Genomic DNA, 25131 nt, shown 5'->3' with positions numbered 1-25131 from the left:
CTAGGGGTGTCGGCTCGACGGCGTCTACGTCCTCCCGTACGCACTTGGCGGACGTCGAGCGTTCGTCAGCGGCGTGCGAGTTCCGCCGAGATCCGGTCGGTCGCCTCCATCACCAACTGTCCGTAGGGCTCGTGGAGATCGTCGGTGAGTCGGTAGCTGGGCAACGAGATCGACAGGGCGGCTACGGGTTGTCCCTGGCGATCGCTGATGGCCGAACCGACCGCGGAGACGTCCGGTCGCCACCGACCGGGGTTGACCGCGAAACCCCGTTCCGCGATGGCCTCCAGCTCGGCGAGCACCTCCTTGCGGGTAAGGCGTCCGCCGGTGGCCAGATCGACGACGGACGGGATTCGGGTGCCCCGCTCCGAAGTCGGTAGGCGGGAGAGGTAGGCCCAGCCCGACGCCGTGAGGACCATGGGAACACGTTCGCCGACCTGGGCGACCGTTTGAACGGGCCGGGTGGACGGCACCTTGTCGATCAGGACCAGCGACTCGCCGTCCGGGACGGACAGGTGGATGTTCTCGGCCGTTTGCCGGCCGAGTTCTTCGAGGACGGGGCGGGCTCGTTCTCGGAGGTCGTCCTGAGTCATGACCCTCGCTCCGACCGCGAGCGCCCGAGCGGTCAGGACCCAGCGCTGTTCTCCGGGTGCTCCCTGCGGGGCCAGCCAGCCGGCCTCGCCGAGAGTGCGCAAGATCCTGTGGACGGTCGCCTTCGGGATTCCCAGCGACCTCGCCAGGGCGCTGATTCCGACGGGTTGTGACCGGGCGACGGCTTCGAGGACATCAAGGGATCGCAGCACCGACTGCATTCCCTGCCGTGTACCCGACGACTCACTCACGCTCTCTCCTTCGGTGGTGGACCCCGTCATCGTAGTGAGGGCGCCATGGGAAGTGCTTCTGATCGCAGCTGTGAGGCCCTTCGGTCCGTATGATGGATCACTTGACCGTCTAATGGGTCGACTGTACGCCGAATTCGTGATGGTCGGCGCGGTGTCATCGGAACATCCGGGTCAGCGCACGCCGACCCTGTCGGGGTTTGACCATGGCGATCGTCGGCCTCGAGTCCTGCGCCGAGATGATGGTCATTTCGTGAGCTCCCGCTCGGACCTTCGAGATCGGGGCTGCCGTCACCGATCGGCAGCGCCGAGTCGACTTCGAACTTGTCCGGCCGGCGCTCACGTCCTTCGACACCACTCCGGATCTTGGTCCCGAGCGGCTGAGCATGCCCTGGTACGGAACCTGCACGCTTCCCTGCTGAGGTCCGACTGCAGACCATCCACGTCGACCGCGAGGCGACCGCGCGAGATCCACATCCTGATCACCGGCCATGCCCCCAGCGGCCAAGCGGTCTGTCGCCTGCGGGCCCAGCACCGCGGTTCCGGTTCCGGAGGGGGCGAGCGACGTTCCCGCGTCCGGAACCGGGTCAACCCGTCTGTCCTGCGGGGGAGAGACCACTGTTCCTGCCCGAGGACGACCCGGGAACACCGTGCGTCCTCAACAGGGCGGATCCCCGAGAGGAGGTTTTCGGCGGTGGCCCCCGTCCACGATCGTGTTGCGGAGGATCCCGAGCCGCTCGACCTCGACCTCCACCGTGTCGCCGGGGCGCAGCAGCCAGGGCGGTGTGCGGGCGTAGCCGACACCGGACGGGGTGCCGGTGGCCAGCAGGTCACCTCGGCGCAGCGTGAGGGTGCGCGAGATGTGGGCCAGCGTCTCGCCCACGTGGTGGATCATCTGGCTGGTGGAGGCGTCCTGGACCGTTGTGCCGTTGACCCGGGTCCGCACCCGCAGTCCGTCCCGCAGGTCACCCACCTCGCCGGCGGGCACCATCGGGCCCAGCGGGCCGGAGCGGTCGGCGTTCTTCCCGAGGGTCCACTGTGAGGTCAGTTTCTGCGCCCGCCGCGCGGTGATGTCGTTGAACGTCGAGTAACCGACCACCGCATCGAGCGCCTCGGCGGGGTCCGCGTCCACCAGGCGTCGGCCCACCCAGGCCACGATCTCGCCCTCCCAGTCGAGACCATCCTCGGTGGAGGGCACGGGGATCTCGGCCCCGCCGACCGTCAACGACCGCGTCCACCGCGCGAACAGCGTGGGGTGCTCGGGCAGTTCCTGGTGGCGGTAGGACCCTTCGGCGGCGTGGTCGAGGTAGTTCAGACCGACGCACAGCATCTGTGCCTCCGGCAGCACCGGCGGCACCAGGCGCGCCTCACCCGCGGATACCACCTCGCCGGTCGGGGGGCGGGCCAGCCATGCTTCGGGGTCGGCCCAGAACTTTCGCAGCCCGGCCACCACGGTGAACCGGTCGCCGTCCGGCGACGGGTTCGCAACCCGCACCTCGTCGCCGTACGCCACTCCAACGATCTGCATCCGCACTTCTCCGCTCGGGAAGACAGCAATGCCATAGACTCTAAAGGTTATAACCTTTGTGATTGAATACCGTCATGGTCAACGAGAACCGCGCCCTGCTGGCCGGCCTGAGCGCTCCTGGCGGCACACGGGCCGAGCGACTCGCCAACGCCCTCGAGGACCGCGTCCGCGAACTGAGTCCCGGCTCCGCGATCGGCACCATCGAGGAGGTCCGGCAGGAGTCAGGTCTCGCGCGCGCCACCGTCAGTGAAGCCATCCGGCTCCTGCGTGACCGTGGGGTGCTCGACATCCGCCCCGGTCGCGGCGGCGGACTCTTCGTCGCGGACCAGAGCCCGGTCGTGCGGCTGCGGCACACCCTGCTGAGCGTCGCGGGAGAACCGGGCACGGTCGCGGACGCCATCGAGCTCCGCAACCACCTGGAGGAACTCGTCGCCGTCGGCGCCGCCCGGTGCGCGGGTGCGGGCGACATCCCGCCGCTGCGGGCCTGCCTGAACGACATGGCGGCCGCGTCGGACTGGGACGGACTCATGCGCGCCAACTGGGCCCTGCACGAGGGCATCGCGCGGCTGTGCCCGAACGCCATGGCCCGCGCGGTCTACATCGGCACGCTCGGACATCTCACGTCGTCCACCGCGCGCGCCGCCGACCGGGACGCCGACGCCTACCGGGCGAGGCGCCTGCGGATCCACGTGGACCTGGTGGAGGCGATCGCGGCCGGGGACGAGGACGCCGTTCGTGCGGCCGTCGCACGCCACAACCACACCGACTGAACGTACGGGGTCACGGGAGTCGTCATGCCATCAGCCGAGTACCGCAAGCACCTCTACCCGTCCAACGCACCGCGTCTGTCCTCGATCAGAGGCCTGGACGCCTACGAATACCGGGAGGCGGCCAAGGCGGACCCGTTCACCGGCGGGCTGATCCGCGGCTGGAAACCCCTGCAGCTCGCCGACTTCCGTGGGGTGAGCGAGGACGGCACGCCACGGCCCGAGGTACACGCCTGGGAACCCGCCCGCCCTGGCGAAGAGGCTCCCGTCGCCGACATGGTCGCCGCGGTGCGGGACCTGCTGGCGGCGCTCGACGCGGACGCCCGTGCCGAGCTGTGCCACCCGGTGGACGGGGTCGAGTGGCAGACCTGGGCCAACCCGGAGTTCCTGCAGTTCGACACCGGTATCCGCCTGGAGTTCCAGCCACCGGAGGTCCGGCAGAAGGCTCTCGCCCTGGTGGAGGCCTCGCTGAGCCCCGACGGCTTCCGCCTGGTGCGCGACCTGATGCTGATCAACGGCTTCCTCGGCGAGGTCGTGGGTCTGCAGAGCATCCTCAACGAGTTCAGCTACAACTTCGCGCTCTACGGCGATCCCGACCCCACCGCCCCGTGGGGCTGGCAGTTGTTCGGCCACCACTGCGCCGTCCACTGCCTGGTTGTCGAGGGGCGCATGGTCGTCAGTCCCGCGTTCCTCGGCGCCGAACCCAACGAGATCGACGACGGCCCCCACGCCGGCACGGTGGCCCTGACCGACCGGATCCGGCTCGGCACGGATCTGATGGCCGCGCTTCCGCAGGATCAGCGCGCCACCGCGACCGTGTACGAGCACATGGTCGACCCCGCCATGCCGCCCGGCCGCATCCACCCCGGCGACGAACGGCACCTCGCCGGTGCCTTCCAGGACAACCGGGTGATTCCGGTCGAGGGCCTGCGGGCCGCGGCCATGCCCGAGCGGGCCCGGGAGATCCTCCTGGTGATCGCCGAGTTGTTCGTGTCCCTGCTGCCGGACGGGCCGCGCGCGGCCCGGATGCGCGAGATCCGCGACCACCTCGACGAGACCTGGTTCAGCTGGATCGGCGGGCACGAGGTCGGCGACGTCTTCTACTACCGTCTCCAGTCGCCTGTGCTCATCGCCGAACTCGACCACCACTGCGGCGTCTTCCTCGACTACGACACCCCCAGGCCTTTCCACATCCACACCGTGCTGCGTACTCCGCACAGCAACGACTACGGCCGCGCCTACGTGCGCGCCTGGCAGGCACGGAACGCCTGAGGGGCCCTTGCACTCTGAGCGGAGAAAGGCGGTGCAACCTCGCCGCAGGGGTTTCCTTCGCTTCCGAATCGGAGGATCGGACCATGCGACGGCCGACCGGGTGGCTGCCTGCTCGCGCCGGTCGCCCTTGTCGCGCCGTCAGCGGTGCACGCCTCGCCGGAGGGGAGCGCCGCGCCTCTGGCGAGGACCGGCGACGGCTCGGTGCGCGGGGTCAGCGCCGCCAGGACGTACTTCTACGAGCTGTACGACCCGAACGCGCCACCTTTGACGGCCCCGAGCCCCAAGGGTTCCCAGATGGGTTCGGCACACAGCGCCGAGCCGGCCTATCGCTTCCAGGACGGCTACTGGGCCACGTTCGCCGGGCGAGCGGCTCCTGCACCAGTCCTGACACCGGGGTGATGACGGCGAAGAACACGACGTCCATCGAGACCTCGCGCGAACTCCCGCGCCGACGCCCGGTCGTACCTCAGCTCCGCGAACGCCTCCAGGCCCCGCAGCAGCACGTCCGGTTCCGCGGGCACCGCGGCGGAGTCCGCGCCGGGACGGTCCGGGCATCGAGTGGTGGTCGGTTTGCCTCCCACGTGTCCTCCTCCGTCGGCTGTGCGGGCGTGCGCCCGTCGGTCGCACCGGCGTAGCCGCCCCGATCGGCACATCTGAGCACCGTCCCAGGTCAGCGCCTGTCCCGGATCTGACGCGGCGGTCCCTGCCCGGACACCGGCTTGACACGGGCCACCGAATCGGTAATCCTACAGGCGTTGGATATTCCTTTCGGGTGGTCGATGCGGAGCGCCCGAGGATAGGCGCCGCCCGCCGACGAGCCGGCGTACCTCCGGCGCCAGCAGGTTTTCTTCTGCCCGTAACCGCATCCATCGAGAGTACGAAACAGTTTCGTACATTTATCTCCGTGCAATCCGTGCAGTACATCTGCACAAGGAGTCATCATGCGCAAGGCCACTGTCGGCGCGACCGCCGTCGCCGCCACACTCATCGCCTCGCTCGCCCTCGCCTCGGGAGGAACGGCCACCGCGACCACCGCCTCCGGGCAGGGACTGAGGCAGACCAGCCTCCCGGTCGCCGTCGACCCTGCCGCAGACCTCACCGCCAACCCCGACAGGGTCAACGAGTCCTGGTACGTGACCGCCCACGTGACCGCCGGGGGCCACCGCTACGGATTCATGGCCAACCACCTGACTTCCGGCGACGCCAAGCAGGGGCACACCCTCTCGACCGTCTCGCTCATCGACGAGGACACCGGCTGGTACACCAAGTCGGAGATCGCTCTCCCGCCCCGCACGGGCCTGTCCGACAAGCAGGGCGTGGACATCCACACCGACAACATCACCTGGACCGGTGACGCCAAGGAGCAGAAGCTGCGCGCCAAGGTCCCCGAGGGGACCATCGACGTCACCTTCCGCCCGCAGGGCAACGTCCTCTACAACATGGGGACGGGCTACTTCCCCATGTTCGGCGACGCCAAGTACCCGAACTACGAGTACGCCTTCCCCACCATGGACACCTCGGGGACGTTGACCCTGAACGGTCGCACCGAGAAGGTCCGCGGGCAGTCCTGGCTGGACCACCAGTGGGGGCCCCTTCCCGACATCGCCGCGGGCAGGGCCTCGTGGTCCTGGATGAATCTCAACCTGTCCAACGGCGACGAGGTCAGCCTCTGGAAGACGAAGGACAGCAAGGAGAACACCTGGGCGACCGTCCAGAAGCCCGACGGCACGCAGACCGTCGCCGAGGCGACCCTCACGCCCGACAGCTCCACCCTGTGGACCAGCCCGACCACCGGCAAGAAGTACCCCACGCGCTGGAAGATCACCATCCCGGGCGAGCACGCCAAGCTGAACGTCAAGACCTACGCCAAGGACCAGGAACTGACGGTCCCCGGGCCCCGCTACGAAGGCAGCGCCGCCGTCACCGGCACCTACGACCACCGCCCGGTCACCGGCACCACCTACGTCGAGCTCACCGGCGGACAGTAGCCGTCCACGGCCGCTGCACAACGACTCGGCCACAAGACCCTGCTGCCTGCCCACGTACTGCCCAACCGCCCTATCCTTTCGCCCGGTTCTGGAGTCTTCGTCATGCCTCGAACCCCCGCCGACACGACGGACGTGGCCACCGTGTCCGCCCTCCCGTCTGCCGACGCACCGCCTCGCCACCGCTGGTGGATCCTCGTCGTCATCGGCGTGGCCCAGCTCATGGTGGTGCTGGACGCGACGATCGTGAACATCGCCCTGCCCTCGGCCCAGAAGGACCTGGGCTTCTCCGACGGCGACCGGCAGTGGGTCGTCACCGCCTACGCCCTCGCCTTCGGCAGCCTGCTCCTGCTCGGGGGACGCATAGGCGACCTCTTCGGCCGCAAGATGACCTTCCTGGTCGGGCTGGTCGGCTTCGCCGGCGCGTCCGCCCTGGGCGGCGCAGCGGGCAGCTTCGAGGTGCTCATCGTCGCGCGGGCGGCGCAGGGCGTGTTCGGTGCCCTGCTCGCCCCGGCCGCCTTGTCCCTGCTGACCACGACCTTCACCGATGCCAAGGAACGCGCCAAGGCCTTCGGCGTGTTCGGCGCCATCGCCGGCGCCGGCGGTGCCATCGGGCTGCTGCTGGGCGGCGTGCTGACCGAGTACCTCGACTGGCGCTGGACCCTGTACGTCAACCTCGCCTTCGCCACGGTCGCCTTCGTCGGCGGCGTGCTCCTGCTGCAGCGCACCACCCGCGACAAGTCCGCCACCCTCGACATCCCCGGCGCCGTCCTGGTCATCAGCGGCCTGTTCTGCGTGGTCTACGGCTTCTCCAATGCCGAGAGCCATGACTGGAGCTCCCCGCAGACCTGGGGCTTCCTCGTCGCCGGAGCCGTCCTGCTCGCGGTCTTCACCTGGTGGCAGACGCGCGCCGCCCACCCCCTGCTGCCGCTGCGGGTCCTGTTCGACCGCAACCGCGGCGCCTCCTTCATCTCCGTTCTGATCACAGGCGCGGGCATGTTCGGCGTGTTCCTGTTCCTGACCTACTACCTCCAGCAGAGCCTGGGCTACACGCCCGTCAAGACCGGGCTGGCCTTCCTGCCCATGGTCGCCGGTCTCATGCTGGCCTCCACTCTCGCCTCCACCGTGCTGATCCCCCGCATCGGCCCCAAGGTGGTCGTGCCGCTGGGTATGGGTCTCGCCGCCGCCGGCATGGTCTGGCTGACCGGTCTCGACCTGAACAGCAGTTACGCCACCAACATCATGCCCCCGCTGGTCCTGGCGGGCCTCGGTCTGGGCCTGGTGATGGCTCCGGCCATGAGCCTGGCCACCGCGGGCGTGGGCGCTGAGGACGCCGGAGTCGCCTCCGCCTCCGTCAACACCATGCAGCAGGTCGGCGGCTCCCTCGGCACCGCCCTGCTCAACACCCTCTTCTCCAGCGCCGTCACCAACTACCTCGACGGCAGGAACCCGGCGGACCCGGCCGTCCAGGCCCATGCCAGCCTGGAGGGCTACTCCACCGCCTACTGGTGGTCGGCCGCCTTCTTCGCCGTCGGCCTGGTCATCAGCATCGTCCTGTACCGCCGCGGCGTACCCACCCAGGACCCCGACGCTGCACCCGTCGTCCACATGTAGGACCCCGACCGGGCTCGCGACCGCCCCCATCCTCCGAGACGGCCCGCCGCAAACCCGGCGGGCCGTCTCAGCCCGGCGCCCCAAACACCCTCGCCGATGACGTCGCATCCCACACCCGGCAAGGAGAACGACCGGCATGGTCTCCGTACTCATCGTCAACAACCAGTCCCTGCAGCGACTCGGCCTCCGTATGCTCCTGACCGCCGAGCCCGACCTGACCGTCGTCGGCGAAGCTGTCAGGGGAGCCGAGGCGGTCCGCCTGAGCGCCGCACTCCGTCCCGACGTCGTCCTGATGGCCACCCCTTCTCCCGACACGGACGGCATCGACGCCATCCGACGCATCACCCGACCCGTACGCCTTCTCCCCGACGCCCCCGACTCCGCCAGACCAGACCGGCTCCCGCCCCGCGTCCTGGTCCTGGCCTCAACCAGGGGCGAGGCACACGCCCACGCAGCCCTGCGCGCCGGAGCCGGCGGATTCCTCCCGCACAACGCAAGCCCGGACCAACTCACTGCCGCCATCCGCATCGTCTCCGCCGGAGACGCCGTCATCACCCCCGGCCTGACCCGCGCACTCGTGGACGCCGTCCGCCAACAGCCCAACCCCCACCCCCTGGACCAGCACACCGGGTCCGACACCTTCACCGGACGCGAACGCGACGTCCTCCTCGCCGTCGCCTCGGGCTGGTCCAACGCCGAGATCGCCGCCAGGCTGTCCATCGCCCCGGCCACCGTCAAGTCTCACGTCAGCCACATCCTCGCCAAGATCCAGGCCCGCTCCCGCGTCCAGGCGGTTACCTACGCCTACGAGTCCGGCCTGGTACAACCGGCGGCCTGACCTGTGAATCGACACAGGGGTCGTCCTGACGTGCTACGGCGACTTCTTCCGGCTACACCGAGGCGACGAGCGGCGGGGCCCGCGGTCTTGGCCGGTGCCAACCTCGTGCGCGATGGTGTTGCTCGACCCTCCTCAGGTGTATGAGCCACTGCCACCGGGAGCCTCGGGCGCCCTGACGCGCCCGCGCAGCTCAGAGGTCGTTCGCCCGCATGGAGGTGCGCCCGCCAGGTCGTCGGTCAGGCAGTCTCGGGGGTAGCTTGCGGCTCGATGCCCAGTTGTTCGATCGCCGAGGTCATGTGCGTGTGAAGGATCTCCTGGGCCGCTGCCGCGTCTCCGCGTGCGATCGCGTCGGCGATGGGGGAGTGGGATGCCGCGGACATGGCCACATCGCGGCGTTCGCCGGCCGCACTCATGATCACCACGCGCATCGGCCCCTCCAGCTGCCGCCAGGTCCTGAGGAGGATCGAGTTGCCGGAGAGCTCGCACAACAGGAGGTGGAAGCCGAGGTCGGCCTCGACCTTCGCGGCCAGATCCGCTCCTGACTCGAAGGCGTCGTGGAGCTTTGCCAGGGCGTTGTGCAGGGCGTCGGCCGCGTCGCGTCTGCGTGGTGAAGTGATGATCTGTGCCACCGCGAGTCCTTCGAGTGCTTCCCGGACCTGGAACAGTTCCCTTACCTCGGTCGGGGTCAGCTGGGACACGCGCAGCATGCCGCGGGCTCCCGCGGTGAGGAGCCCCTCCTGCTGAAGGTGGCGCAGGGCTTCGCGTACCGTGCCGCGGCTCACCGACAGGTGCTCGGCGATCTCCACTTCTCCGAGGTGGTCGCCGGGGCGGTACTGGCCTGTGGTGATGGCCGTCCGCAGGGCCACGAGCGCGCGCTCCCGGAGGGTCGTCGAGCGGGTGAGACTGGACAAAGCCTGACCGGACACGGTGTCCACTCCTCTTCCCCTCTCTCTGGAGTACCGCATGTCCACCGAACCCACCCCTCGCACCGCCGTCATCACCGGTGCCGGCTCCCGCCGTGGCATCGGCCGCGCGACCGCGCACGCCTTGGCCTCCGCGGGATACCACATCGCCGTCCTCGACCTGGACAAGGAGACCGCCGAGGACACCGCCCGGGAAATCAGCGCCCGGCACGCCGTGGAAGCCATGGGCCTTGTCGCGGACGTCACCGACGCCCACGCCGTCGACGCCGCCATCGGGGCGGTCGAAGCGGCGCTCCCGCCGGTCGGCGCCCTGGTCAACAACGCGGGGATCACGTCCCCGACGCGCTTCCTCGACGTCACGCCCACCGAGTGGGACCGGATCCTCGACGTCAACGTCCGCGGGAGCTTCCTGGTGACCCACCGGGTGGCCGCCGGGATGGCCGAGCGCCGGTTCGGCCGCATCGTCTTCCTGTCGTCTGTCTCGGCCGAGCGCGGGGGCGGGGTGTTCGGGGGGGCCTACTCGGCGGCCAAGGCCGCTCTGCTGGGCTTCGCCAAGGCGCTCGCCCGCGAACTCGGCCCGTCCGGAGTGACGGTCAACTCCGTCGCCCCAGGCCTGATCGACACCGACATCACCCAGGGCAAGCTGGACGAGGAGCGCAAGGCGGCGATGATCGCGGATGTTCCGGTAGGCCGCATCGGCGTGGTCGAGGACGTGGCCGAATGTCATCGCTTTCCTGGCCCGGCCAGAGTCCGGCTACGTCACCGGCGTGACGTACGACGTCAACGGCGGGTCCCACATCCATTGACCGAGCCCCGACCGGGTAAGGTCGGCCCGCGGATCGCCTGCGCACCTCCCGGCCGACGGTCGCCGGGGCAAGGCCTGTTGGCCGGCTCCGCGGCGATGGTGGAGAACACGTTCGCGCCGACGCCGATCGCCGCACGCCGACCGGGACGACGGCGGCACTCACTCCGTCGCTGGGCCGGTCGGTCGCCGAGGGCGTCGTGAAGTGGGGTCTCCGGCCGAGAGGGGCCGCCGGCGGCTGAAGGCGAGGGCACGCATTGTCCCGGCGCCGCTCGCCTGCTTCGACTTCGCTTCGGGAACCGTCTGGTGACTGTGGAACAGGTACGGAACCTCGTCGTGGCGGGTCTCGGCCAGGTGCGCGGAGATCTTCCCGCGGGTGAGCCCCCTCGTGGACGGGAACACCATCTCGTCCACGCGGACAGGCGACGCTGATGGTTCGTGACGATCTCCGGCTGGGGCACGTGACCATCGGCGTCCTGCGGCCGCCGGGCCGGCGCGCAGGGATCCCATGGCCTGTTCGGCTTCGGGCGGTAACCGCCGTGCGGTTCCTGGAGGTTACTCGGTGGCGTCGGCCTGCGGAGTGAACGCGGGGGCGACCGCCTTCGGGGTCAACTCCACGGGGTGGGCCTGCTCGACGCGGTCACGCCGGGTGTACATGTCCCAGTAGTACCCGGCGAGTTCGTCCGGGTGGACGACGGGGAACTGCACGCCGGTGTCCGGAAGGTCGATGCCGCCCTTGGTGGCTGCCTCGAACGACTCACTGCCGGTGATCAGGGCGGCGATGGTGAGGGTGCCGGCGTAGACGCCGGTGCCGGCAAGTTCGCCGTTGAGTGAGTACACGTAGTTGCGGGCGCCGGACATCACCGGGCCCGGGCCGCTGAGGTGAGGCACGCCCTGCACGGCCGAGTAGCCGGTGGTCATCAGGAGGGCGCCGTCGCCGCGGGCGGTCATCTCCGGCAGTACGGCGCGGAACACCTCCACCGGGGTCAGGAGGAGCACCCGGGAGATCCTTTCCAGAGTGGCCGCGTCCAGTTGGGCGGCCGGGGTGAAGGCCTGGTCGGCGCCGATCGGCCCGTACTCGACGACGTCGATCCGGCCGAAGCGGCGGCGGATGGCGTCCACCAGGGCGGGAATCCCGGCAGGGTCGGAGAGGTCGGCGGGGTAGGCGACGGCCTCGATGCCCTCGTCGGTGAGTTGTGCGACGAGGGCATCGAGCCGCTCCTTGCGGCGGGCCACCAGGGCGACACGGAAGCCTTCCCGGCCGAAGCGGCGGGCAACGGACAGGCCCAGGCCGGTACCGGCACCGAAGACGGCGGTCACTTTGGACATGAGAGTTCCTCCAGAAGGTTGGGCGGTCCGGGAGGACCGGGTGTGGCTGACGGGGTGTTCGCCCTTGATGGCTTGTGGAGAATGGCCGCCTGGTCCTCCGGGACGCTCCCAAGCGCGCCAATGATCTGCTGGCCCGAGGCGTCACGGGCGCGGTCCCCGAGCGCTGGCGCCGGGCGTCGCCTTCACTCTCGACGACCTGCGCACCGAAGCCGCCCACCCGCGCCCGGCCGCCCCCGCAGCAAGGGCGCGAGGTGACGCGCGACCTCACCGGCACGCCGTGAACCGTCACGGCGGGAGGGTGCGGGTCTGTCGGACCCGGCACGGGAACCCGCCCGGGTTACGCCAGCTTCGAGCGCTCATCGAGCCGGTGCCACGACCGGGAGTGGTAGACGAGTGGAGCCGACACGGGCTCGGCGGCTCCCTCGGGCACGGCCGCCGACACCGCGTGCACGACGAAGATCGAGGCCTCTCCCGCCTCGATACGGGAGACCACCTTCCCCCGCACCCACGCGGGGGCTGCCGTGAAGACCGGTTCGCCCGTGGCCAGCCGCGTCCAGGCACTCGTATCGGCGAAGCGGTCGACCCCGCTGGTGGCCCCGAGCTGCGCGAGCCAGAGCTGGTCGCTGCCCACCATATGGATGACGACGCTGTCGGCTCGCCGCAGGACCGAGCTGCTGGAGGCCTTCGAGGAGACGGAGAAGACGATCAGTGGCGGTTCGGCGCTGACGGAGGCCAGCGAGCTGACCGTGATCGCGACCGGCCGCCCATCCAGGTCGCCGGTCACGACGGCGACGCCGGAGGGGTGCATCCGGAACGCCGACCTGAAGGTCTCGGCCGGCAGTGACTCCGCCCGCTCCGCCGCGGTCAGGTGGATCGGGGGGTGGGCGGGCGAAGGCATGGCGAGTGTCGTCATGGCGGAGGTTCCTTTCGACGTGTCGAGTCGCGCCGTGGAGGCCCGAGGGCCAGTCCGCGAGGGCCGGCCCCCGAGGGCCTCAGAGCCGACCGACCTCCGCGGTGTCGCGACCGACGAGGCTCAGGCCGTAGACCTCCCGGTTCAGCAGGGGGTTGTTCAGGCCGTGGCCGCTGGCGACTGTCAGGTCACGCCAGACCCGCTGCAGCGGGTTGGACTGGGCGAAGCTGCTCGTGCCGACGATGTCGAGCATGAGCGTCACGGCCTGGCGGAAGTTGCGGGTCGCGATCTCGGAGTCGCCGCGGATCCGCGCCCGGGCCGCCGTGTCGAGGACCCGGCCCTCGCGTGCGGCGTCGTCCATCTCGTCGGCGGACCTGAGCAGGTGCATCCTGCCTGCGTCGATCGCGACCCGCGCGTCGGCAAGGGCGAGGCGGTAGCTGGGGGCGTCCCGGCGGTCCGAGTAGGTCCAGTAGCTGATGGGGCGGCCCTTGCCGAGGTTCTCCGTCGTGAAGTCCCAGGCGGCCTCGGCCATGCCCAGCAGCGGACCGCACAGGCCGAGACAGGCGAGACTGCTCAGCGACGCCCGGTAGCTGCTCTCGTCCTCGTGCCAGATCGGGAAGACAGCCGTGCCCATGAACGTCCCGTAGTCCAGGGTGCACCGGTCCTCGACGAAGAGGTCCTCGGCTACGAGGGTGTTGCTGCCGGTCCCGGCCATACCTACGACGTACCACGTGTCCTCGATCCGCATGTCGGCCAGCGGCATCAGCGCCCACCGCACCTCCGAGGGCTGCCCCTCCGCGTCGAGGACCAGGAACGCGTTCAGCGTCCACTGGGCCTGGTAACAGCCCGAGGCGAAACCCCACTTGCCGTTGATGCGGTATCCGCCGTCTACCTTCACGGCGGTCCCGTTGGGCGCGAACTGGCTGATCGCGACGTTGCGGGGGTCCGGCCCGTACACCAGTTCCCGTACGTCGTCGGGGAAGAGGCCCATGCCGAACGCGGTCGTGTTGGCGATGAAGGCGACCCAGCCCGCGGACGAGTCCCCCCGCGAGAGTTCGGCCGACAGCTCGATGAGGGTCCGGACGTCTCCGCCGGCCCCGCCCGACCGGCGCGGCGTCAGGGCCTGGAACAACCCGGACTCGCGCAGGGCCCGCTCCGATTTCTCGGCCAGACGGCGGTTGCGCTCGGACTCGTCCGCGTGCTCACGCAGGAGCGGCCGCAGATCGCGAGCGGTCTGCAGGAGACGTTCGCGAACCTCGCCCTGCGCCTGCGGTCCAAACGTCGTGACGTCATCGAGAGTCGTCATGAGGCCTCCTTGCCTCGGCGGCTCACCTGCCGAAGCGGTGGCCGGTGCTGTCGTCCTGATGTCGATTGAAGTCCGGGCATGACACCGGTCTCTATGCCTCACCCGCCAAGATTTCGACGTCGATTGGGCCCCCGGTCCAAAACGGTGGCGCGGCGAAGGGCCCGACGGCCATGGCGGCGTGCGGGATGCGTGACGTGTGCCCGTCAGCGAGCGGTGTCGTCCAGATCGGGAAACAGCTCCGCGAGGCGGAGCGCCGCGTGCAGCTCGAGCTGGGAGTCCCTGACGGAGCGGCCCAGGAGTTCCTCGGCCCGCTTGACCCGGTAGATGACCGTGTTCTTCGCGACCTGCAACTCCTTCGCGGCCTCCTGCGGACTGCCGTGGCAGTCGAGGTAGACCCGCACCGTCCGGCGGAGAACCTGTGCGGAACCCGCACTCGATCCCAGTGCGCCGAGTTCGTCCCGCACGAAGCGAGCGGCCTTGTCGGGGTCCGCGATCAGCAGCGAGAGCAACCGGACCTCGTCGTACCGGACGACACTCGCGTCCGCCGTCGAGGGCATGCCCAAAGCCCCCACTCGCGCCGCGTCGAGGGCCTCCTCGTGGGTGCGCCGGAAGCCCTGGACCCCCCGGTGAGGTGACGCCATGCCCACCATCACGTCGGATCCGCCGGGCAGCGGCGGCGTTTCACGCGGTGGCCGCGCCCGGAACGCTCCCCACGCCCATGCCTCGGTCCGGTCCACCGCCACCACCAATTGAGCGTCCGCGCCGATGCCGCGCAGGAGGGACCGGGCCACGTGGTCCAGATGATCCGCGGTATGGCTCGGCGAGGTCGCGGGATGCAGCACCAGGCCGATGTGGTAGGGGTTCGTCAGCGGGTAGGCCAGCTGTCGGGACGCCGCGTCGGCGGAGCCCTCTCCCGCCAGCAGCGCCAGAACCGTCTCGTACCTGGCAGCGGCGGTGCTTCTCAGGAAGCGCTGGTTCTCGGCGGTGTACGACTCGGCGGTCATGGTGGCGAACGTGTCGGCGAACTCGAAGAGCACATGGGACACGTGCTCGAGTGACGCCGCGAGATCGGGGAGCGGTACCTGGGAGCGGCAGCCGCCCATGAAGTGGTCGGCCAGCTGCGAGTGGATCCTGCGCTGATGGGTGAGGAGCAGGTCGAGAGGAACCCGGCGGTGGACCAGGTCCACGAGATGCGCCTCAGCCTCGGGCGGGAGCAAGGCCGGCGGGTGGCCGTCATCCTCGATGGCGAGGAGCGTCGAGATGACGATCGCCTCGATGGTGGAGCGCAGCGCCTGCGGGCCTTTCAGACCGGTGCCGGTCAGATCCGGGAATGCGTTGCCCTGGACGATGTCGGCCGCCACCCCGACCGCCCACGCGACCGGCAGGTCACCGACCTGGTCGGTCGCACGGCGTACCGTTTCGCGTGTGCAGGTGGGCTCCCCGGCGTCCACGGCCGGGCGCAACCGCCTCACCCACGCTCCGGTGTGCTCGCCCAACCCCGCCTCCCGCCTCGGCCGTCCTGCGACGAGCCTGTGCAAGTCCGGTGGCTCGGCTTGCCGGCTCTCAGATGAACAGGAAGATTGGACCACCTCGACCGCCCGCGCGCAGAATCCAGCACAGCCCGGTCACCGGCACCCCCTCCGTCGAGCTCACCGGCGGGCGGCACCGCCGTCGTTCGTGGAGATCGCGGTGCCGTTGCCGTAGGGGTTGGCGTTGATCAGCGCCAGTCCCTCGTCGTACCAGCCGACGCGGACCCACGCAGCGGCGGGATGAGTCAGGAAGGGACCGGCCCGGCGGCGGCCTGGGTCGCCGCGGCGAGGTCTCGGTCGAACTCGTCGCGCTGGGCCGGGCTCAGTTCGGCCAGATGCGGGCGCACTGGTCCACCGGCCATACCGACGGCTTCGCACCAGCGCTTGAGTGCCGCGTTCGGCATCGCACCGTGCTCGAGCGGGCCGATGATCCACTTGCGGTACACCGCGCGGAGCGGGGCCAGCGAGTCGAACCGCTGCCTGGCCAGGTCATGGTGGCCCGCCAGGTACAGGTCGACGTACTCGCGGATCGGCCGGTTGTGCGCGGACTGGTAGAGGTAGCCCTCGGGGTCGCAGTAGAGGACCCGCTGACCGAACTGGGTCATGTTGGTGAGGAAGTGCTCTTCGAGGGGGTCGGAGACGAGCACGTGGGTCCCGGCCGCGACCTCCCGGAGCCGGTTGTTCTCGGCGTCGGTGGCGGTCGTCTTCAGAATGCGGATGTTCTCGATCCGGCACAGCTGCGCAAAGGTCCCTGGGGTGAGGAGGCTTTCGCGGCTGCCGTCGCGGCCGGGGTTGAACAGGATGTACGGCATGTCCACCGCGCCGATCACCGCGGTCAGCGACTCGACCAGCTCACCGTCCCCGGCCGTGTCCGCGGGGACGCTCAGCACCGCGTGCGTGGCGCCGGCCCGCTGGGCGTGCCGGGTGTAGTCCAGGGACTCCTCGGGTGTCCGGCCGCTGGTGACCGGGCTGATCATGACGCGTCCGGCACTGGCGTCGACGATCGTCTCCAGCGCCGCCTTGCGCTCGTCTGGGCGCAGGGCCCACACCTCGCCCATCAGGCCGTTGCAGTAGACGCCGTCCAGACCCGCTTCGACGCATTTCTCGACGTTGAGCCGGAGACCGGCGTGATCCACCTCCCCGTCGGCGAGGAACGGAGTGGGCAGCGCGACCCAGAGGTCGATGTGGTCGGTGGGGGCGTCGGTCACGACGGCTTCCTTCGCAGGTCGGTGGGGCTGGCTGGGGCGGGTCGTCACGCGGCTTGAGCCGAAGGCGTCGAGGCCGTGCGCTGCGCGCCGCTGGCGAAGAGGACGAGGATGGTGACGAGGCAGTAGGGCAGGGAGAATGCCGCCGGCGGTCCCCAGGCGGTGACCACGGGAGTCAGGGCGGCCAAGAAGACCGCGCTGGCGGCGGCAGCGGCCATGCCGATCAGGTAGGAGCGGATCGAGGGGCGCAGGAACACCGCGCCCAGCGCGGAGCAGGTGAGGAATCCGCTGACACCGGGCACGCCGAGGTAGATACGGAAGCCGTCCATGCCCAGCGCCATCGAGGTCAGAACGGCGGTCGCCGAGCCGAGCACCGCGAGCGCGGCGATCCGACGCGAGCAGATCACCAGGCCGGCGAGGATCAGGTAGCCGCCGAGGCTGCTGTCGAGGAAGAACAGCTGACCGATCCCGTGGAGCACTGCCTCGTAGACGTTGGCCACCGAGTTCGCGCCAGGACCGTCGGGGGCCGCGCGCAGCACGGTGTTGACGTGGTCGGCGGCGCCGACGTTCTTGGCGGACACCAGCGGACCGGCATGCCCGCGCGAGCTGTGCAGCAGTGCGATCAGCAGGAAGGTGAGCACGACGTTGAACGGCAGCGCGGTCGGGCGCACGTTCCACGTCTTGAGCAGGGTGACCACGAGCGCCGCCATCACCAGGGTGGTCAGCGCGGCCCCGACAACGACGTAGCCGAGGACCGCGAGATTCCACTGGGGACCGAGGAAGGTGACCAGGCCCGTGCCCACCAGGGCTCCGTTGTAGCCGTAGAGACCGGCGCCGATGTGTGCACGGTCGAGGCCGAAGAACTCGGCGGTCGCCGTCGCGGCGAGCACGCCCACCGCCGCGGCCACACCGACCCACGGTGAGAAGGCTGCGATCGCGGCCAGGAAGAACAGGCCGCCGACGGGGTTGTCGACCAGCCCTCCCTGACCGATCCCGCGCAGACAGGAATCGAGGAAACGCAGCCACGGTCTGCGGTCCGTGGCCTCGCGGAGTGACGGCATCGTGCCGGTCACCGCCTCGCGGGCGATCGTGGTGAAGGAGAGTGCGGCTGTGCCGTCGGCGGTGCTTGCCATGGGTCGTCTCCGGGGATCGAGTGAGAACGCCGTGCGACGCGGGGGCGGTCGCGGCGCATCGATGCCGCCAAAGACTCGCTGCGCCTGGCGCAAACCGGCAATGACTGCTGGCGAGATCGCGAATCTGGCCATATTGTTGGCCGATGACGCTCGATGCGCTGGACCGGCGGATCGTCGGGGCGCTGCAGATCGACGGACGAGCCCCATGGCGCCTGATCGCGGACGCGCTCGGCGAGCCGGAACGCACGATCAGCCGACGGGGTACCGCTCTCCTGGAATCGGGCACCGTGGTGATCTCAGGATGGGAGACCCCCGGCACGGCCTCGATCCTGAGCATCAGCGGGACCGCCCACACGATCCGCCTCACCGCCACGGCGCTCGCGCACCGCCCCGACACGACGTTCACCTACACGCTGACCGGACCGGCCGACTGCGTGACCGAGGTGTGCACCGCTCCCGGCGCACTCCCCACGCTGCTCCACGACGACCTGCCCGGAACGCCCGGCCTGGTCGCCATGTCGACACTGCCGGTGATGAAGTACTTCCGCACGGGCTTCCAGTGGCACCCCGACCTCCTGCGGCCCCAGGAGATCGAAGCGCTGCGTCCCTTCGTCCCGCCACCGCAGTCGGCGGACAGCGCACCGCAGGCACTCAGCAGCGCCGACCGAGCGCTCGCGCAGGCCGTGGCAGAGGACGGCCGCATCCCGACGGACCGGCTGGCGCGTCTGCTCGGGGTCGCCGAATCCACGGCGCGCCGACGGCTCGAGGCGCTGCGACGCGACGGCCGGCTGACGATTCGCGCGGTGGTGGAACCGCAGCACCTCGGCCTCGGCACCGAGGCGGTGCTGTGGATCAAGGCCGGCCCGCATGACGTCGACCGGATCGGCGCTCTGCTCGCCGACGACTCGCGCATCCGGTACGCCGCCGCGATCATGGGCGAACACCAGTTGTTCGCCGACATCATCACCCGCGACCGTCGCGAGCTCTACGACTTCGTGACGACCTCTCCGGCGCTGGCCACCGCCCATGCCGTCGACACCCGCCTGGTCGTCACCTCGTTCAAACGCAGCGGGGTGCTCGCCCCCCTGCTCCGGCAACAACGCGCCGCGCCGAGCGGACGACCCTCATGAGGTGGGCGAACTCCGTTGTGAGGCAGCGCTCGTCCCTTGCGATCCGGCACGCCGATGCGGAGGCCGCGACCGGGCTCGCCCCGCAGCGCCGGGAGCGGCCCAGCCCAACCAGGGTCCGGCTGGGCCACTTTCAGCCCCGTGGACAGTGCCGTGCGGAGCCCGGGTGTTCCGGAGGTGGCCGTGCACCTGCTACGGCTCTGCGCAGCCGCCGGTCACTGCCGGTGAACCGCCGGTTCCGGGGGGCTTGTCGGCGTCGGCTGCTCTGTGAGCCGAGAGAGCAGGATCCTGAAGGTGGCGCCCTCGCCGGAGGCCGACTCGACCTCGATGTGTCCGCCGTGAGCGGTGATCAGCGACCGGACGATGGACAGGCCGAGGCCGGCGCCGCCGGTGGCACGGTTGCGTGAGGTGTCGGCGCGGTAGAAGCGTTCGAAGATACGGCTGCTTTGTTCCGCGGTGAGACCGGGTCCCTGGTCGGCGATCTCCAGGACGGCGTGGTCGCCGACCGTACCGACGCCGATCCGCAGGGGAGTGTGCGGTGGGGTGTGGGTGACGGCGTTGCCGACCAGGTTGGTGACGACCTGGCGCAGCCGGGCCTCGTCGGCGAGGGCGGGCGCGGGGGCGGGCGGGCCGTCGCCGGCCGGTCCGGTGAGCGTGACGGTGCGGGCCGGGTCCAGGGCGCGTACGTCGTGCAGGGCGTCGGCGGCGAGGGTGCGCAGGTCGGTGGGGGTGAGGTCGAGGTCCGGTGGGATGCCGGGCGCGTGCGAACCGGTAGGGCTCCCCGTGGTCTTCAACGCGTGTTCGTCGAGGCGGGCCAGCTGGAGCATGTCCTCGACGAGCCGGGCGAGGCGTTCGGACTCGCGGGCGATGCGGTCCATCGTGCCGTCGACGTCCTCGCGTGCGGGAAGGGCGCCCATGCGGTGCAGGTCGGTCAGGCCCTTGATACCGGCGAGCGGGGTGCGCAACTCGTGGCTGGCGTCGGCGACGAACCGGCTCATCCGCGCCTCGGACTCGGCGCGCGCGGCGAACGCGGTCTCCAACTGTCCCAGCATGCTGTTCAGCGCGGCGGCCAGACGCCCCAACTCCGTTCTTGGCCCGGCTAGTTCGGGGACCCTGCGGGACAGGTCACCGGCCGCGATCTCGGCGGCGGTCTGCTCGACGCGGGACAGCGGACGCAGCCCGGAGCGGACCGCGAACCAGCCCGCCACGGCCAGGACGAGGAGCAGGGCGAAGCCGGTGGTCCGGTAGTTCTGCCACATGCGGCCCACCGTGCCGTCCACCTGGTCCATCGACATGGCCACGACCACACTGCCGGAGGCCGCAGGGCTCGTCACCGTCGTCCCCGGTAGTGCGGCACGCGCGACTCTGGGCACAGCGATCACCCGCCAGCGTGCGTCGCCCTTCGTGCTGTCGACGGTGAAGGGGTGGCCGCCGTGGGCCTCGACCCCGGCCGTGTCCAGCCGGGGGAGTGCCGGACCATGAGCGCTGTTCGTCCGGTTCGCCCCTGCGAAGGAGTCGATGCTGCTCTCGACGGTGCCGGCCGCGGTGACATACGTGATGACGGGATTGCCGAGGACCTCCGTACCGAAGTCGGCGAAGTTCGCCGGCGACTTCCGGTCGGCTCCGTTCTCCGCCACCGTGGGCGGCAGTACGGCGAGTACCTGCGCGGCGGCGCGGAGTTGGGCGTCGACCCGGTTCTCCATATAGCCGCGCAGGGCGTTTCCGGTGACCAGGGCGAACGCCGTGAAGCCAGCGGCCAGCAGGACGACGCACAACAGCAGCACCCGGCTGCGCAGGGACCCGCGCACCCACAGCGCACGAACGCGACCCGGCCGGGTCACGTCTTCGCCCCGCGCAGCACGTAACCCACGCCGTGCACGGTGTGGATGAGCTTCGGACCACCGTTGTCGATCTTGCGACGCAGATAGCTGATGTAGGTGTCGACGATGCCGGTGTCGCCGTTGAAGTCGTAGTCCCACACCCGCTGGAGGATCTGCGGCTTCGAGACCGTGCGCCCGGCGTTGGCCATCAGGTAGTGCAGCAGCCGGAACTCGGTGGGCGACAGACGCAGCGGCTCGCCCGCACGGGCCGCCTGGACGCCGTCCGGGTCGAGTTCCAGGTCGGCCACGCGCAGCAGCGCCGTGGGGTCGCCGCTCGTGCGGCGCAGCACGGCACGGATGCGCGCGATCAGCTCCTGGAGGTCGAACGGCTTGGTGACGTAGTCGTCGCCGCCCAGAACCAGGCCCTCGATCTTGTCCTGGGTCGCGTCACGGGCGGTGAGAAACACGACCGGGATGTGGCCCGTGCGAGGCGCCGCGGCCGACCCGTACCGCTCACGCAGTCGGCGGATCACCTCGAAGCCGTCGAGATCGGGAAGCATGACGTCCAGCAGGACGAGGTCGGGCGAGACCTCCTCCGCCCGGTCCAGGGCCTCCTGGCCGGTGCCGGCGGCGGCGACGGTGAAACCGGCGTGCCGCAGGGCCGCGCACAGCAGTTCCCGCACGGTGGGATCGTCGTCGACGACCAGCAGATTCACGCCGGTCGAGGCCGCTGCGCGGGGCTGGCCTACGAGGCCGGTGCCAGGTGGGGCAGAGCGCTCAGCAGGGGTCAAAAGAGGCCTCCAGGCGACCGGGAAACGCTCCCGGCCCCGCCGGATACGCGGACACGGCAGAAGGCACGCACCCCGCGGCGGGCGGGATCCTGCCCGGCAGGATACGAAAGAAGGCTGTCATCACCACGTAAGGCCCCCTGGCACCACGTGTAAGGCCGCTGTCACCGCGGCCCACGGAAACCGCGCACCGCCGACAGCAGGCTCCCGGCGAACCCGGCCAGGCCCCCGACGAGCAGCCCGAACACAACCGTCCGCAGCACGCTGCCGCTCAGCTCGACCTCCATTCCCCCCATCTGGCTGCCGAACATGCTGACGCCGAAGTTCCCGGACGCCCCCACCAGCCAGGCCGCCAGGCCCAGGACGACCGCCGTGACGACACCGAACCGCTCAGCCATGGCGAGGTGCCCGGACAGCGGGCCCCGATAGGGAAGCAGGGGGCGGCCCCGGCTGGGGTGCGTGGCCCGGGCCGCCCGGTAGGCGCAGGCGAGCAGGATCAGGCAGGTCACCGCGAGGGCCGCGAGCCACAGCGGCCATCCGCCCGCCGACAGGGACCTCAGGTGCTCGGTACGGTCGGGCTGCTGACCACCGCCCATCCCACCCGCACCACCCATGCCGCCCATGAGAGCGGCGAGCGGGTTGCTGCCGCCGTCGCTCTGCACCGGGTGCACCGCGGCTGTCCACGAGGAACCGACGCCGAGCGTCATGAACACCGCCAGGGCGTTCGGGGCGACGAGCAGGACGGCACCCGCCGCCGAGCCGGCCCGGCCACCGGCCACCGTCCCGACGACCGTCAGGGCCACCAGCGGAACGGCCGCGAGGACGAGGGTCGTGCGGACGACGGCCGAGAGGCTCGGGCCCCAGCCGGCGCGCAGCCCGGCCAGCGCACCGCCCGTCGTCAGCCGCACCCGACGGCTGATCAGGCATCCCGCACCGAGTACGACGGCCACCCACAGCAGCGCGCCAAGGCCCGCCGATCCCGCGCTCACGTGGTACGACAGCGCCGGCTGCGCCCCCGTACCGCCACCGTCCATGAGGCCGCCCAGGCCACCACCGCTCGCACCGCCCATGAGATCACCCAGGCCGCCACCGCCACCGAATCCCCCAGCAGACCGGTCGCCGCCGGCTCCTCCCATCCCGGTCATCGCCGACGCGGGCATGCTGGCCGATCCTCCTGCCAGGCCGGCCACGATCATGAAGGTCACCAGCGCCGTGGATCCCGCTCCGGCCGACCGAACGGCCAGTTCACCGGCGGTGAACCGCCGCTGCTGCCCCTGTCCCAGTCGTCGGGAGAACGCGATCCACAGGACGAGGGTGCCGACCAGCGTGACGCCGAGCGGTACGGCATCGACCGCACCGCTCATCGACGGTCCCATGCCGCCGCCACCGCCGAACAGGGACGCCAGACCGCCCATCGCCCCGGTGTCCGCGGAGACATCCGAACCCGCGCTCACCGAGCCGCCGACGGCCATGGCGGTCAGGGCCATCGAAAGCGACCACAGCGATCCGAACGATCCCGTGTCCAACAGGGCCAGTGCCAGCGCGGACACGGCCGCCATGGCGACCACTGCGCAGAGCGCGGCCGCCGCGCCTTCCAGGGCGTTCTGCCACGGGCCGATCAGCCGGACCGGCACCGTGCGGTGTGGGGGCCGCGGATCCGTACCAGGCGAGGGGCTTGAACCAGGCATGGTCCGGGGGCGGGGCGTGATGGCAGCCATGAGGGAAACACTCCGCTTCGCTCGCGGGGGAACACGCGGCGCCGAGCGGGGGACCACGGCGCCGCGCGTGAGGGGACCCGCACACACTGGCGGTTCCGGGTACGACGTTCCCGAGAGGTTCTGGGAGGTTTCTGAGAGCCGGTGAGAGAGCGACGCAGGTAACGCAGCGCCCACGACCGACGTGCTGTCCCTCTCTCAGAAAGTTCCCAGAGTTCTCCTCCGCCGCCGCGTGGGGATCCCTCGGGTGAGCGCGGTGGCCGACTAGGTCGGCATCCGCTCGCCGCCGAACCCGCGGTTCCCCCGCTCGCCGAGGTCCCGACCGCCGGACCCTGCCAGTGTCTGGGAGGGCGCGGCACCGAAGCGCCGGCGATAGGCGGCGGAGAACCGGCTCAGGTGGGTGAAGTCCCACCGCCCGGCCGCTTCGGTGACTCCGGTGGCACCCGTGAGAAGGTCGGCGTGAACACGGTCCAGGCGGACGTTACGCAGGTACGTCAGCGGGGTCACGCCGAGGTGCTCCCTGAATCCTTCCTGGAGACGTCGGGCACTGACGCCTGCCGCCCGGGCCAGGTCCCCGATGGTGAAGGGGGTCTCGGGGTGGGCCTCGATCAGGTCGACGGCCTTGCGTACCGTCCGCGGGTAGGCGGGAGGCTGCGGACGCAGCAGCGCTTCTGTGTAGTTGTGCGTCTGGGCCAGCAGCAGGCCGCTGACGAGGAGGCGCTCGAAGTGCTGCTGGACCGGGCGCCGGCCGATGAGCCCGCCGGTGCTGTCGGACTCCGCAAGCAACAGGTCCAGGGTGCTGCGCCAGCTACGCCCGGGCGCGGACGTCAGATCGAAGTCGAACGCGAATTCCAGTGGAGCCTGCAGCGTGCGGCCCAGGAGAGCCTCGAGTTCGGCTTCGACGAGACTCCGGTCGACCTTGATTCCCAGGTGTTGCTCGCCCTGGTCGCAGCTCAGCAGCCGGTGCTGCTGTGCCGGTGTGAAGACCATCGCGTCTCCGGCGGTGGCCACCATTTCCTGGCGGCCGGTGGCTGCTTCGATGGCCCCTCGCAGGACGACGTTGACGTGGTAGTGCGACGGCGTCCGCCCGGGATCGACGCGCGTGCGCTGACCGAAGGTCATCAGGCCGACGGTGATGTGCTCGGTGCGTGTGCCGCGGAGTTCGCCGCCGGGGCCCTCGGGGCCCGACAGCGGAGTGACCTCGGCCGGGTAGAACAGGTCGTTGAGGCGTTCGCGGAAATCCTCGAAGCCCGAGTCGCGGCACAGCACGTGGCTCGCCAGGAGGGAGCGGCCCATGCGCCATTGTTATCCGCGCCCAGCCTGCGCAACAAGGGCCGATCCACGGGTTCCCGCAGATCACGCCAGGTCATCGCACTGGTGCGAGCCTCGTCACACAGGCGGTGGACGCGAGTCCTTCCTGAGCCCTCCTGGCCGCTCCCCGGACCGGCCGTCCGGAACGCGTCGCGCGATTCGGGTGGCGGTCGCGCTTTGCGGATATCGCCCCCGGCCACGGCTCCCTAGCGTTTCCCTCAGCCCGTTCGCCCGGCACCGCGCGGCGTGCGGAGAAGCGATTGCCTCGCATCCTGGCCTCCGCACCTTCGGCGCTTGGCAGGACGTTCGCCCGTGCGGACGCTCGTCGGCGCACGGCAGCAGACGCACATCGGGGCCGCGACCCCGGTCGAGGAACGCGCCACCACTGGAGGT

20 protein-coding genes and 1 pseudogene are annotated in these 25131 nt (G+C 70.5%); 7 read left to right on the top strand and 14 right to left on the bottom strand.

Annotated features, from left to right (window positions below):
* Positions 1-65: 65 nt before the first annotated feature.
* The 3 genes and pseudogenes from ACFY0P_RS22500 to ACFY0P_RS22490 all read right to left on the bottom strand — a co-directional run bounded on the left by ACFY0P_RS22500 (position 66) and on the right by ACFY0P_RS22490 (position 2364).
* Positions 66-590: an IclR family transcriptional regulator gene (locus ACFY0P_RS22500; protein ID WP_388916380.1), complete on the bottom strand. Its 525-nt coding sequence runs from the start codon at positions 588-590 to the stop codon at positions 66-68.
* Positions 591-644: 54 nt separating this feature from the next.
* A pseudogene (locus ACFY0P_RS22495) lies at positions 645-809 on the bottom strand (helix-turn-helix domain-containing protein); the annotation flags it as partial.
* A gap of 685 nt (positions 810-1494) precedes the next feature.
* On the bottom strand, positions 1495-2364 hold the full coding sequence (locus ACFY0P_RS22490) for a fumarylacetoacetate hydrolase family protein (RefSeq protein ID WP_388915787.1): 870 nt from the start codon (positions 2362-2364) through the stop codon (positions 1495-1497).
* 74 nt (positions 2365-2438) lie between these two features.
* Here ACFY0P_RS22490 and ACFY0P_RS22485 point away from each other — a divergent pair, with 74 nt between their 5' ends.
* From ACFY0P_RS22485 to ACFY0P_RS22465, 5 genes are all read left to right on the top strand, one after another.
* The gene (locus ACFY0P_RS22485) at positions 2439-3134 is read left to right on the top strand and encodes a FadR/GntR family transcriptional regulator (protein ID WP_388915784.1); all 696 of its coding nucleotides are present in this window, start codon (positions 2439-2441) and stop codon (positions 3132-3134) included.
* Positions 3135-3158: 24 nt separating this feature from the next.
* Positions 3159-4403, top strand: coding sequence for a DUF3500 domain-containing protein (locus ACFY0P_RS22480; protein WP_388915782.1), 1245 nt, complete (start codon positions 3159-3161; stop codon positions 4401-4403).
* Positions 4404-5344: 941 nt separating this feature from the next.
* Positions 5345-6391, top strand: a complete 1047-nt coding sequence (locus tag ACFY0P_RS22475; protein WP_388915779.1) for a lipocalin family protein — start codon at positions 5345-5347, stop codon at positions 6389-6391.
* Between the two features lie 102 nt (positions 6392-6493).
* The gene (locus tag ACFY0P_RS22470; protein ID WP_388915776.1) at positions 6494-8002 is read left to right on the top strand and encodes an MFS transporter; all 1509 of its coding nucleotides are present in this window, start codon (positions 6494-6496) and stop codon (positions 8000-8002) included.
* A gap of 136 nt (positions 8003-8138) precedes the next feature.
* Positions 8139-8840: a LuxR C-terminal-related transcriptional regulator gene (locus tag ACFY0P_RS22465; RefSeq protein ID WP_388915773.1), complete on the top strand. Its 702-nt coding sequence runs from the start codon at positions 8139-8141 to the stop codon at positions 8838-8840.
* A 236-nt stretch (positions 8841-9076) separates the two neighbouring features.
* Here the strand turns inward: ACFY0P_RS22465 and ACFY0P_RS22460 are convergent, their stop codons facing one another.
* Positions 9077-9766, bottom strand: a complete 690-nt coding sequence (locus ACFY0P_RS22460; RefSeq protein ID WP_388915770.1) for a GntR family transcriptional regulator — start codon at positions 9764-9766, stop codon at positions 9077-9079.
* A gap of 37 nt (positions 9767-9803) precedes the next feature.
* Here ACFY0P_RS22460 and ACFY0P_RS22455 point away from each other — a divergent pair, with 37 nt between their 5' ends.
* Positions 9804-10769, top strand: a complete 966-nt coding sequence (locus tag ACFY0P_RS22455) for an SDR family NAD(P)-dependent oxidoreductase (protein ID WP_388915767.1) — start codon at positions 9804-9806, stop codon at positions 10767-10769.
* 351 nt (positions 10770-11120) lie between these two features.
* Here ACFY0P_RS22455 and ACFY0P_RS22450 read toward each other — a convergent pair whose 3' ends face one another.
* The 6 genes from ACFY0P_RS22450 to ACFY0P_RS22425 all read right to left on the bottom strand — a co-directional run bounded on the left by ACFY0P_RS22450 (position 11121) and on the right by ACFY0P_RS22425 (position 17977).
* The gene (locus ACFY0P_RS22450) at positions 11121-11894 is read right to left on the bottom strand and encodes an SDR family NAD(P)-dependent oxidoreductase (protein ID WP_388915764.1); all 774 of its coding nucleotides are present in this window, start codon (positions 11892-11894) and stop codon (positions 11121-11123) included.
* Between the two features lie 337 nt (positions 11895-12231).
* Complete coding sequence (locus ACFY0P_RS22445) at positions 12232-12807, bottom strand: flavin reductase family protein (RefSeq protein ID WP_388915761.1); 576 nt, start codon at positions 12805-12807, stop codon at positions 12232-12234.
* 79 nt (positions 12808-12886) lie between these two features.
* Positions 12887-14110, bottom strand: a complete 1224-nt coding sequence (locus ACFY0P_RS22440; protein WP_388915758.1) for an acyl-CoA dehydrogenase family protein — start codon at positions 14108-14110, stop codon at positions 12887-12889.
* Between the two features lie 203 nt (positions 14111-14313).
* On the bottom strand, positions 14314-15582 hold the full coding sequence (locus ACFY0P_RS22435; RefSeq protein ID WP_388915755.1) for a PucR family transcriptional regulator: 1269 nt from the start codon (positions 15580-15582) through the stop codon (positions 14314-14316).
* Positions 15583-15884: 302 nt separating this feature from the next.
* Complete coding sequence (locus tag ACFY0P_RS22430) at positions 15885-16847, bottom strand: dihydrodipicolinate synthase family protein (protein ID WP_388915752.1); 963 nt, start codon at positions 16845-16847, stop codon at positions 15885-15887.
* Between the two features lie 44 nt (positions 16848-16891).
* Positions 16892-17977, bottom strand: coding sequence for an urea transporter (locus ACFY0P_RS22425; RefSeq protein ID WP_388915749.1), 1086 nt, complete (start codon positions 17975-17977; stop codon positions 16892-16894).
* 143 nt (positions 17978-18120) lie between these two features.
* Here ACFY0P_RS22425 and ACFY0P_RS22420 point away from each other — a divergent pair, with 143 nt between their 5' ends.
* Complete coding sequence (locus tag ACFY0P_RS22420) at positions 18121-19107, top strand: Lrp/AsnC family transcriptional regulator (RefSeq protein WP_388915746.1); 987 nt, start codon at positions 18121-18123, stop codon at positions 19105-19107.
* Positions 19108-19319: 212 nt separating this feature from the next.
* Here ACFY0P_RS22420 and ACFY0P_RS22415 read toward each other — a convergent pair whose 3' ends face one another.
* The 4 genes from ACFY0P_RS22415 to ACFY0P_RS22400 form a co-directional block, all read right to left on the bottom strand.
* Positions 19320-20945, bottom strand: a complete 1626-nt coding sequence (locus ACFY0P_RS22415; RefSeq protein WP_388915743.1) for a sensor histidine kinase — start codon at positions 20943-20945, stop codon at positions 19320-19322.
* Positions 20942-21640: a response regulator transcription factor gene (locus ACFY0P_RS22410; RefSeq protein WP_388915741.1), complete on the bottom strand. Its 699-nt coding sequence runs from the start codon at positions 21638-21640 to the stop codon at positions 20942-20944. Before ACFY0P_RS22410 ends, ACFY0P_RS22415 begins: the two co-directional genes overlap by 4 nt.
* Positions 21641-21876: 236 nt before the next feature.
* Positions 21877-23346, bottom strand: coding sequence for a streptophobe family protein (locus ACFY0P_RS22405; protein WP_388915737.1), 1470 nt, complete (start codon positions 23344-23346; stop codon positions 21877-21879).
* 345 nt (positions 23347-23691) lie between these two features.
* Positions 23692-24723 carry an AraC family transcriptional regulator gene (locus tag ACFY0P_RS22400; RefSeq protein ID WP_388915734.1) on the bottom strand — a complete coding sequence of 344 codons (1032 nt, stop codon included), beginning with the start codon at positions 24721-24723 and terminating at the stop codon, positions 23692-23694.
* Positions 24724-25131 lie beyond the last annotated feature (408 nt).

The organism is Streptomyces sp. NPDC001714 (assembly GCF_042892755.1).
GTDB lineage: Bacteria > Actinomycetota > Actinomycetes > Streptomycetales > Streptomycetaceae > Streptomyces.
This window is presented reverse-complemented; position numbering and strand designations above follow the sequence as displayed.

What these genes read in the sequence shown, in the direction of transcription:
- ACFY0P_RS22445 (WP_388915761.1), bottom strand. Translation starts at nt 12,807, where the DNA reads ATGACGACACTCGCCATGCCTTCGCCCGCCCACCCCCCGATCCACCTG.
- ACFY0P_RS22400 (WP_388915734.1), bottom strand. Translation starts at nt 24,723, where the DNA reads ATGGGCCGCTCCCTCCTGGCGAGCCACGTGCTGTGCCGCGACTCGGGC.
- ACFY0P_RS22465 (WP_388915773.1), top strand. Translation starts at nt 8,139, where the DNA reads ATGGTCTCCGTACTCATCGTCAACAACCAGTCCCTGCAGCGACTCGGC.
- ACFY0P_RS22475 (WP_388915779.1), top strand. Translation starts at nt 5,345, where the DNA reads ATGCGCAAGGCCACTGTCGGCGCGACCGCCGTCGCCGCCACACTCATC.
- ACFY0P_RS22425 (WP_388915749.1), bottom strand. Translation starts at nt 17,977, where the DNA reads ATGGCAAGCACCGCCGACGGCACAGCCGCACTCTCCTTCACCACGATC.
- ACFY0P_RS22440 (WP_388915758.1), bottom strand. Translation starts at nt 14,110, where the DNA reads ATGACGACTCTCGATGACGTCACGACGTTTGGACCGCAGGCGCAGGGC.
- ACFY0P_RS22420 (WP_388915746.1), top strand. Translation starts at nt 18,121, where the DNA reads ATGACGCTCGATGCGCTGGACCGGCGGATCGTCGGGGCGCTGCAGATC.
- ACFY0P_RS22470 (WP_388915776.1), top strand. Translation starts at nt 6,494, where the DNA reads ATGCCTCGAACCCCCGCCGACACGACGGACGTGGCCACCGTGTCCGCC.
- ACFY0P_RS22455 (WP_388915767.1), top strand. Translation starts at nt 9,804, where the DNA reads ATGTCCACCGAACCCACCCCTCGCACCGCCGTCATCACCGGTGCCGGC.
- ACFY0P_RS22450 (WP_388915764.1), bottom strand. Translation starts at nt 11,894, where the DNA reads ATGTCCAAAGTGACCGCCGTCTTCGGTGCCGGTACCGGCCTGGGCCTG.
- ACFY0P_RS22480 (WP_388915782.1), top strand. Translation starts at nt 3,159, where the DNA reads ATGCCATCAGCCGAGTACCGCAAGCACCTCTACCCGTCCAACGCACCG.
- ACFY0P_RS22490 (WP_388915787.1), bottom strand. Translation starts at nt 2,364, where the DNA reads ATGCAGATCGTTGGAGTGGCGTACGGCGACGAGGTGCGGGTTGCGAAC.
- ACFY0P_RS22485 (WP_388915784.1), top strand. Translation starts at nt 2,439, where the DNA reads ATGGTCAACGAGAACCGCGCCCTGCTGGCCGGCCTGAGCGCTCCTGGC.
- ACFY0P_RS22500 (WP_388916380.1), bottom strand. Translation starts at nt 590, where the DNA reads ATGACTCAGGACGACCTCCGAGAACGAGCCCGCCCCGTCCTCGAAGAA.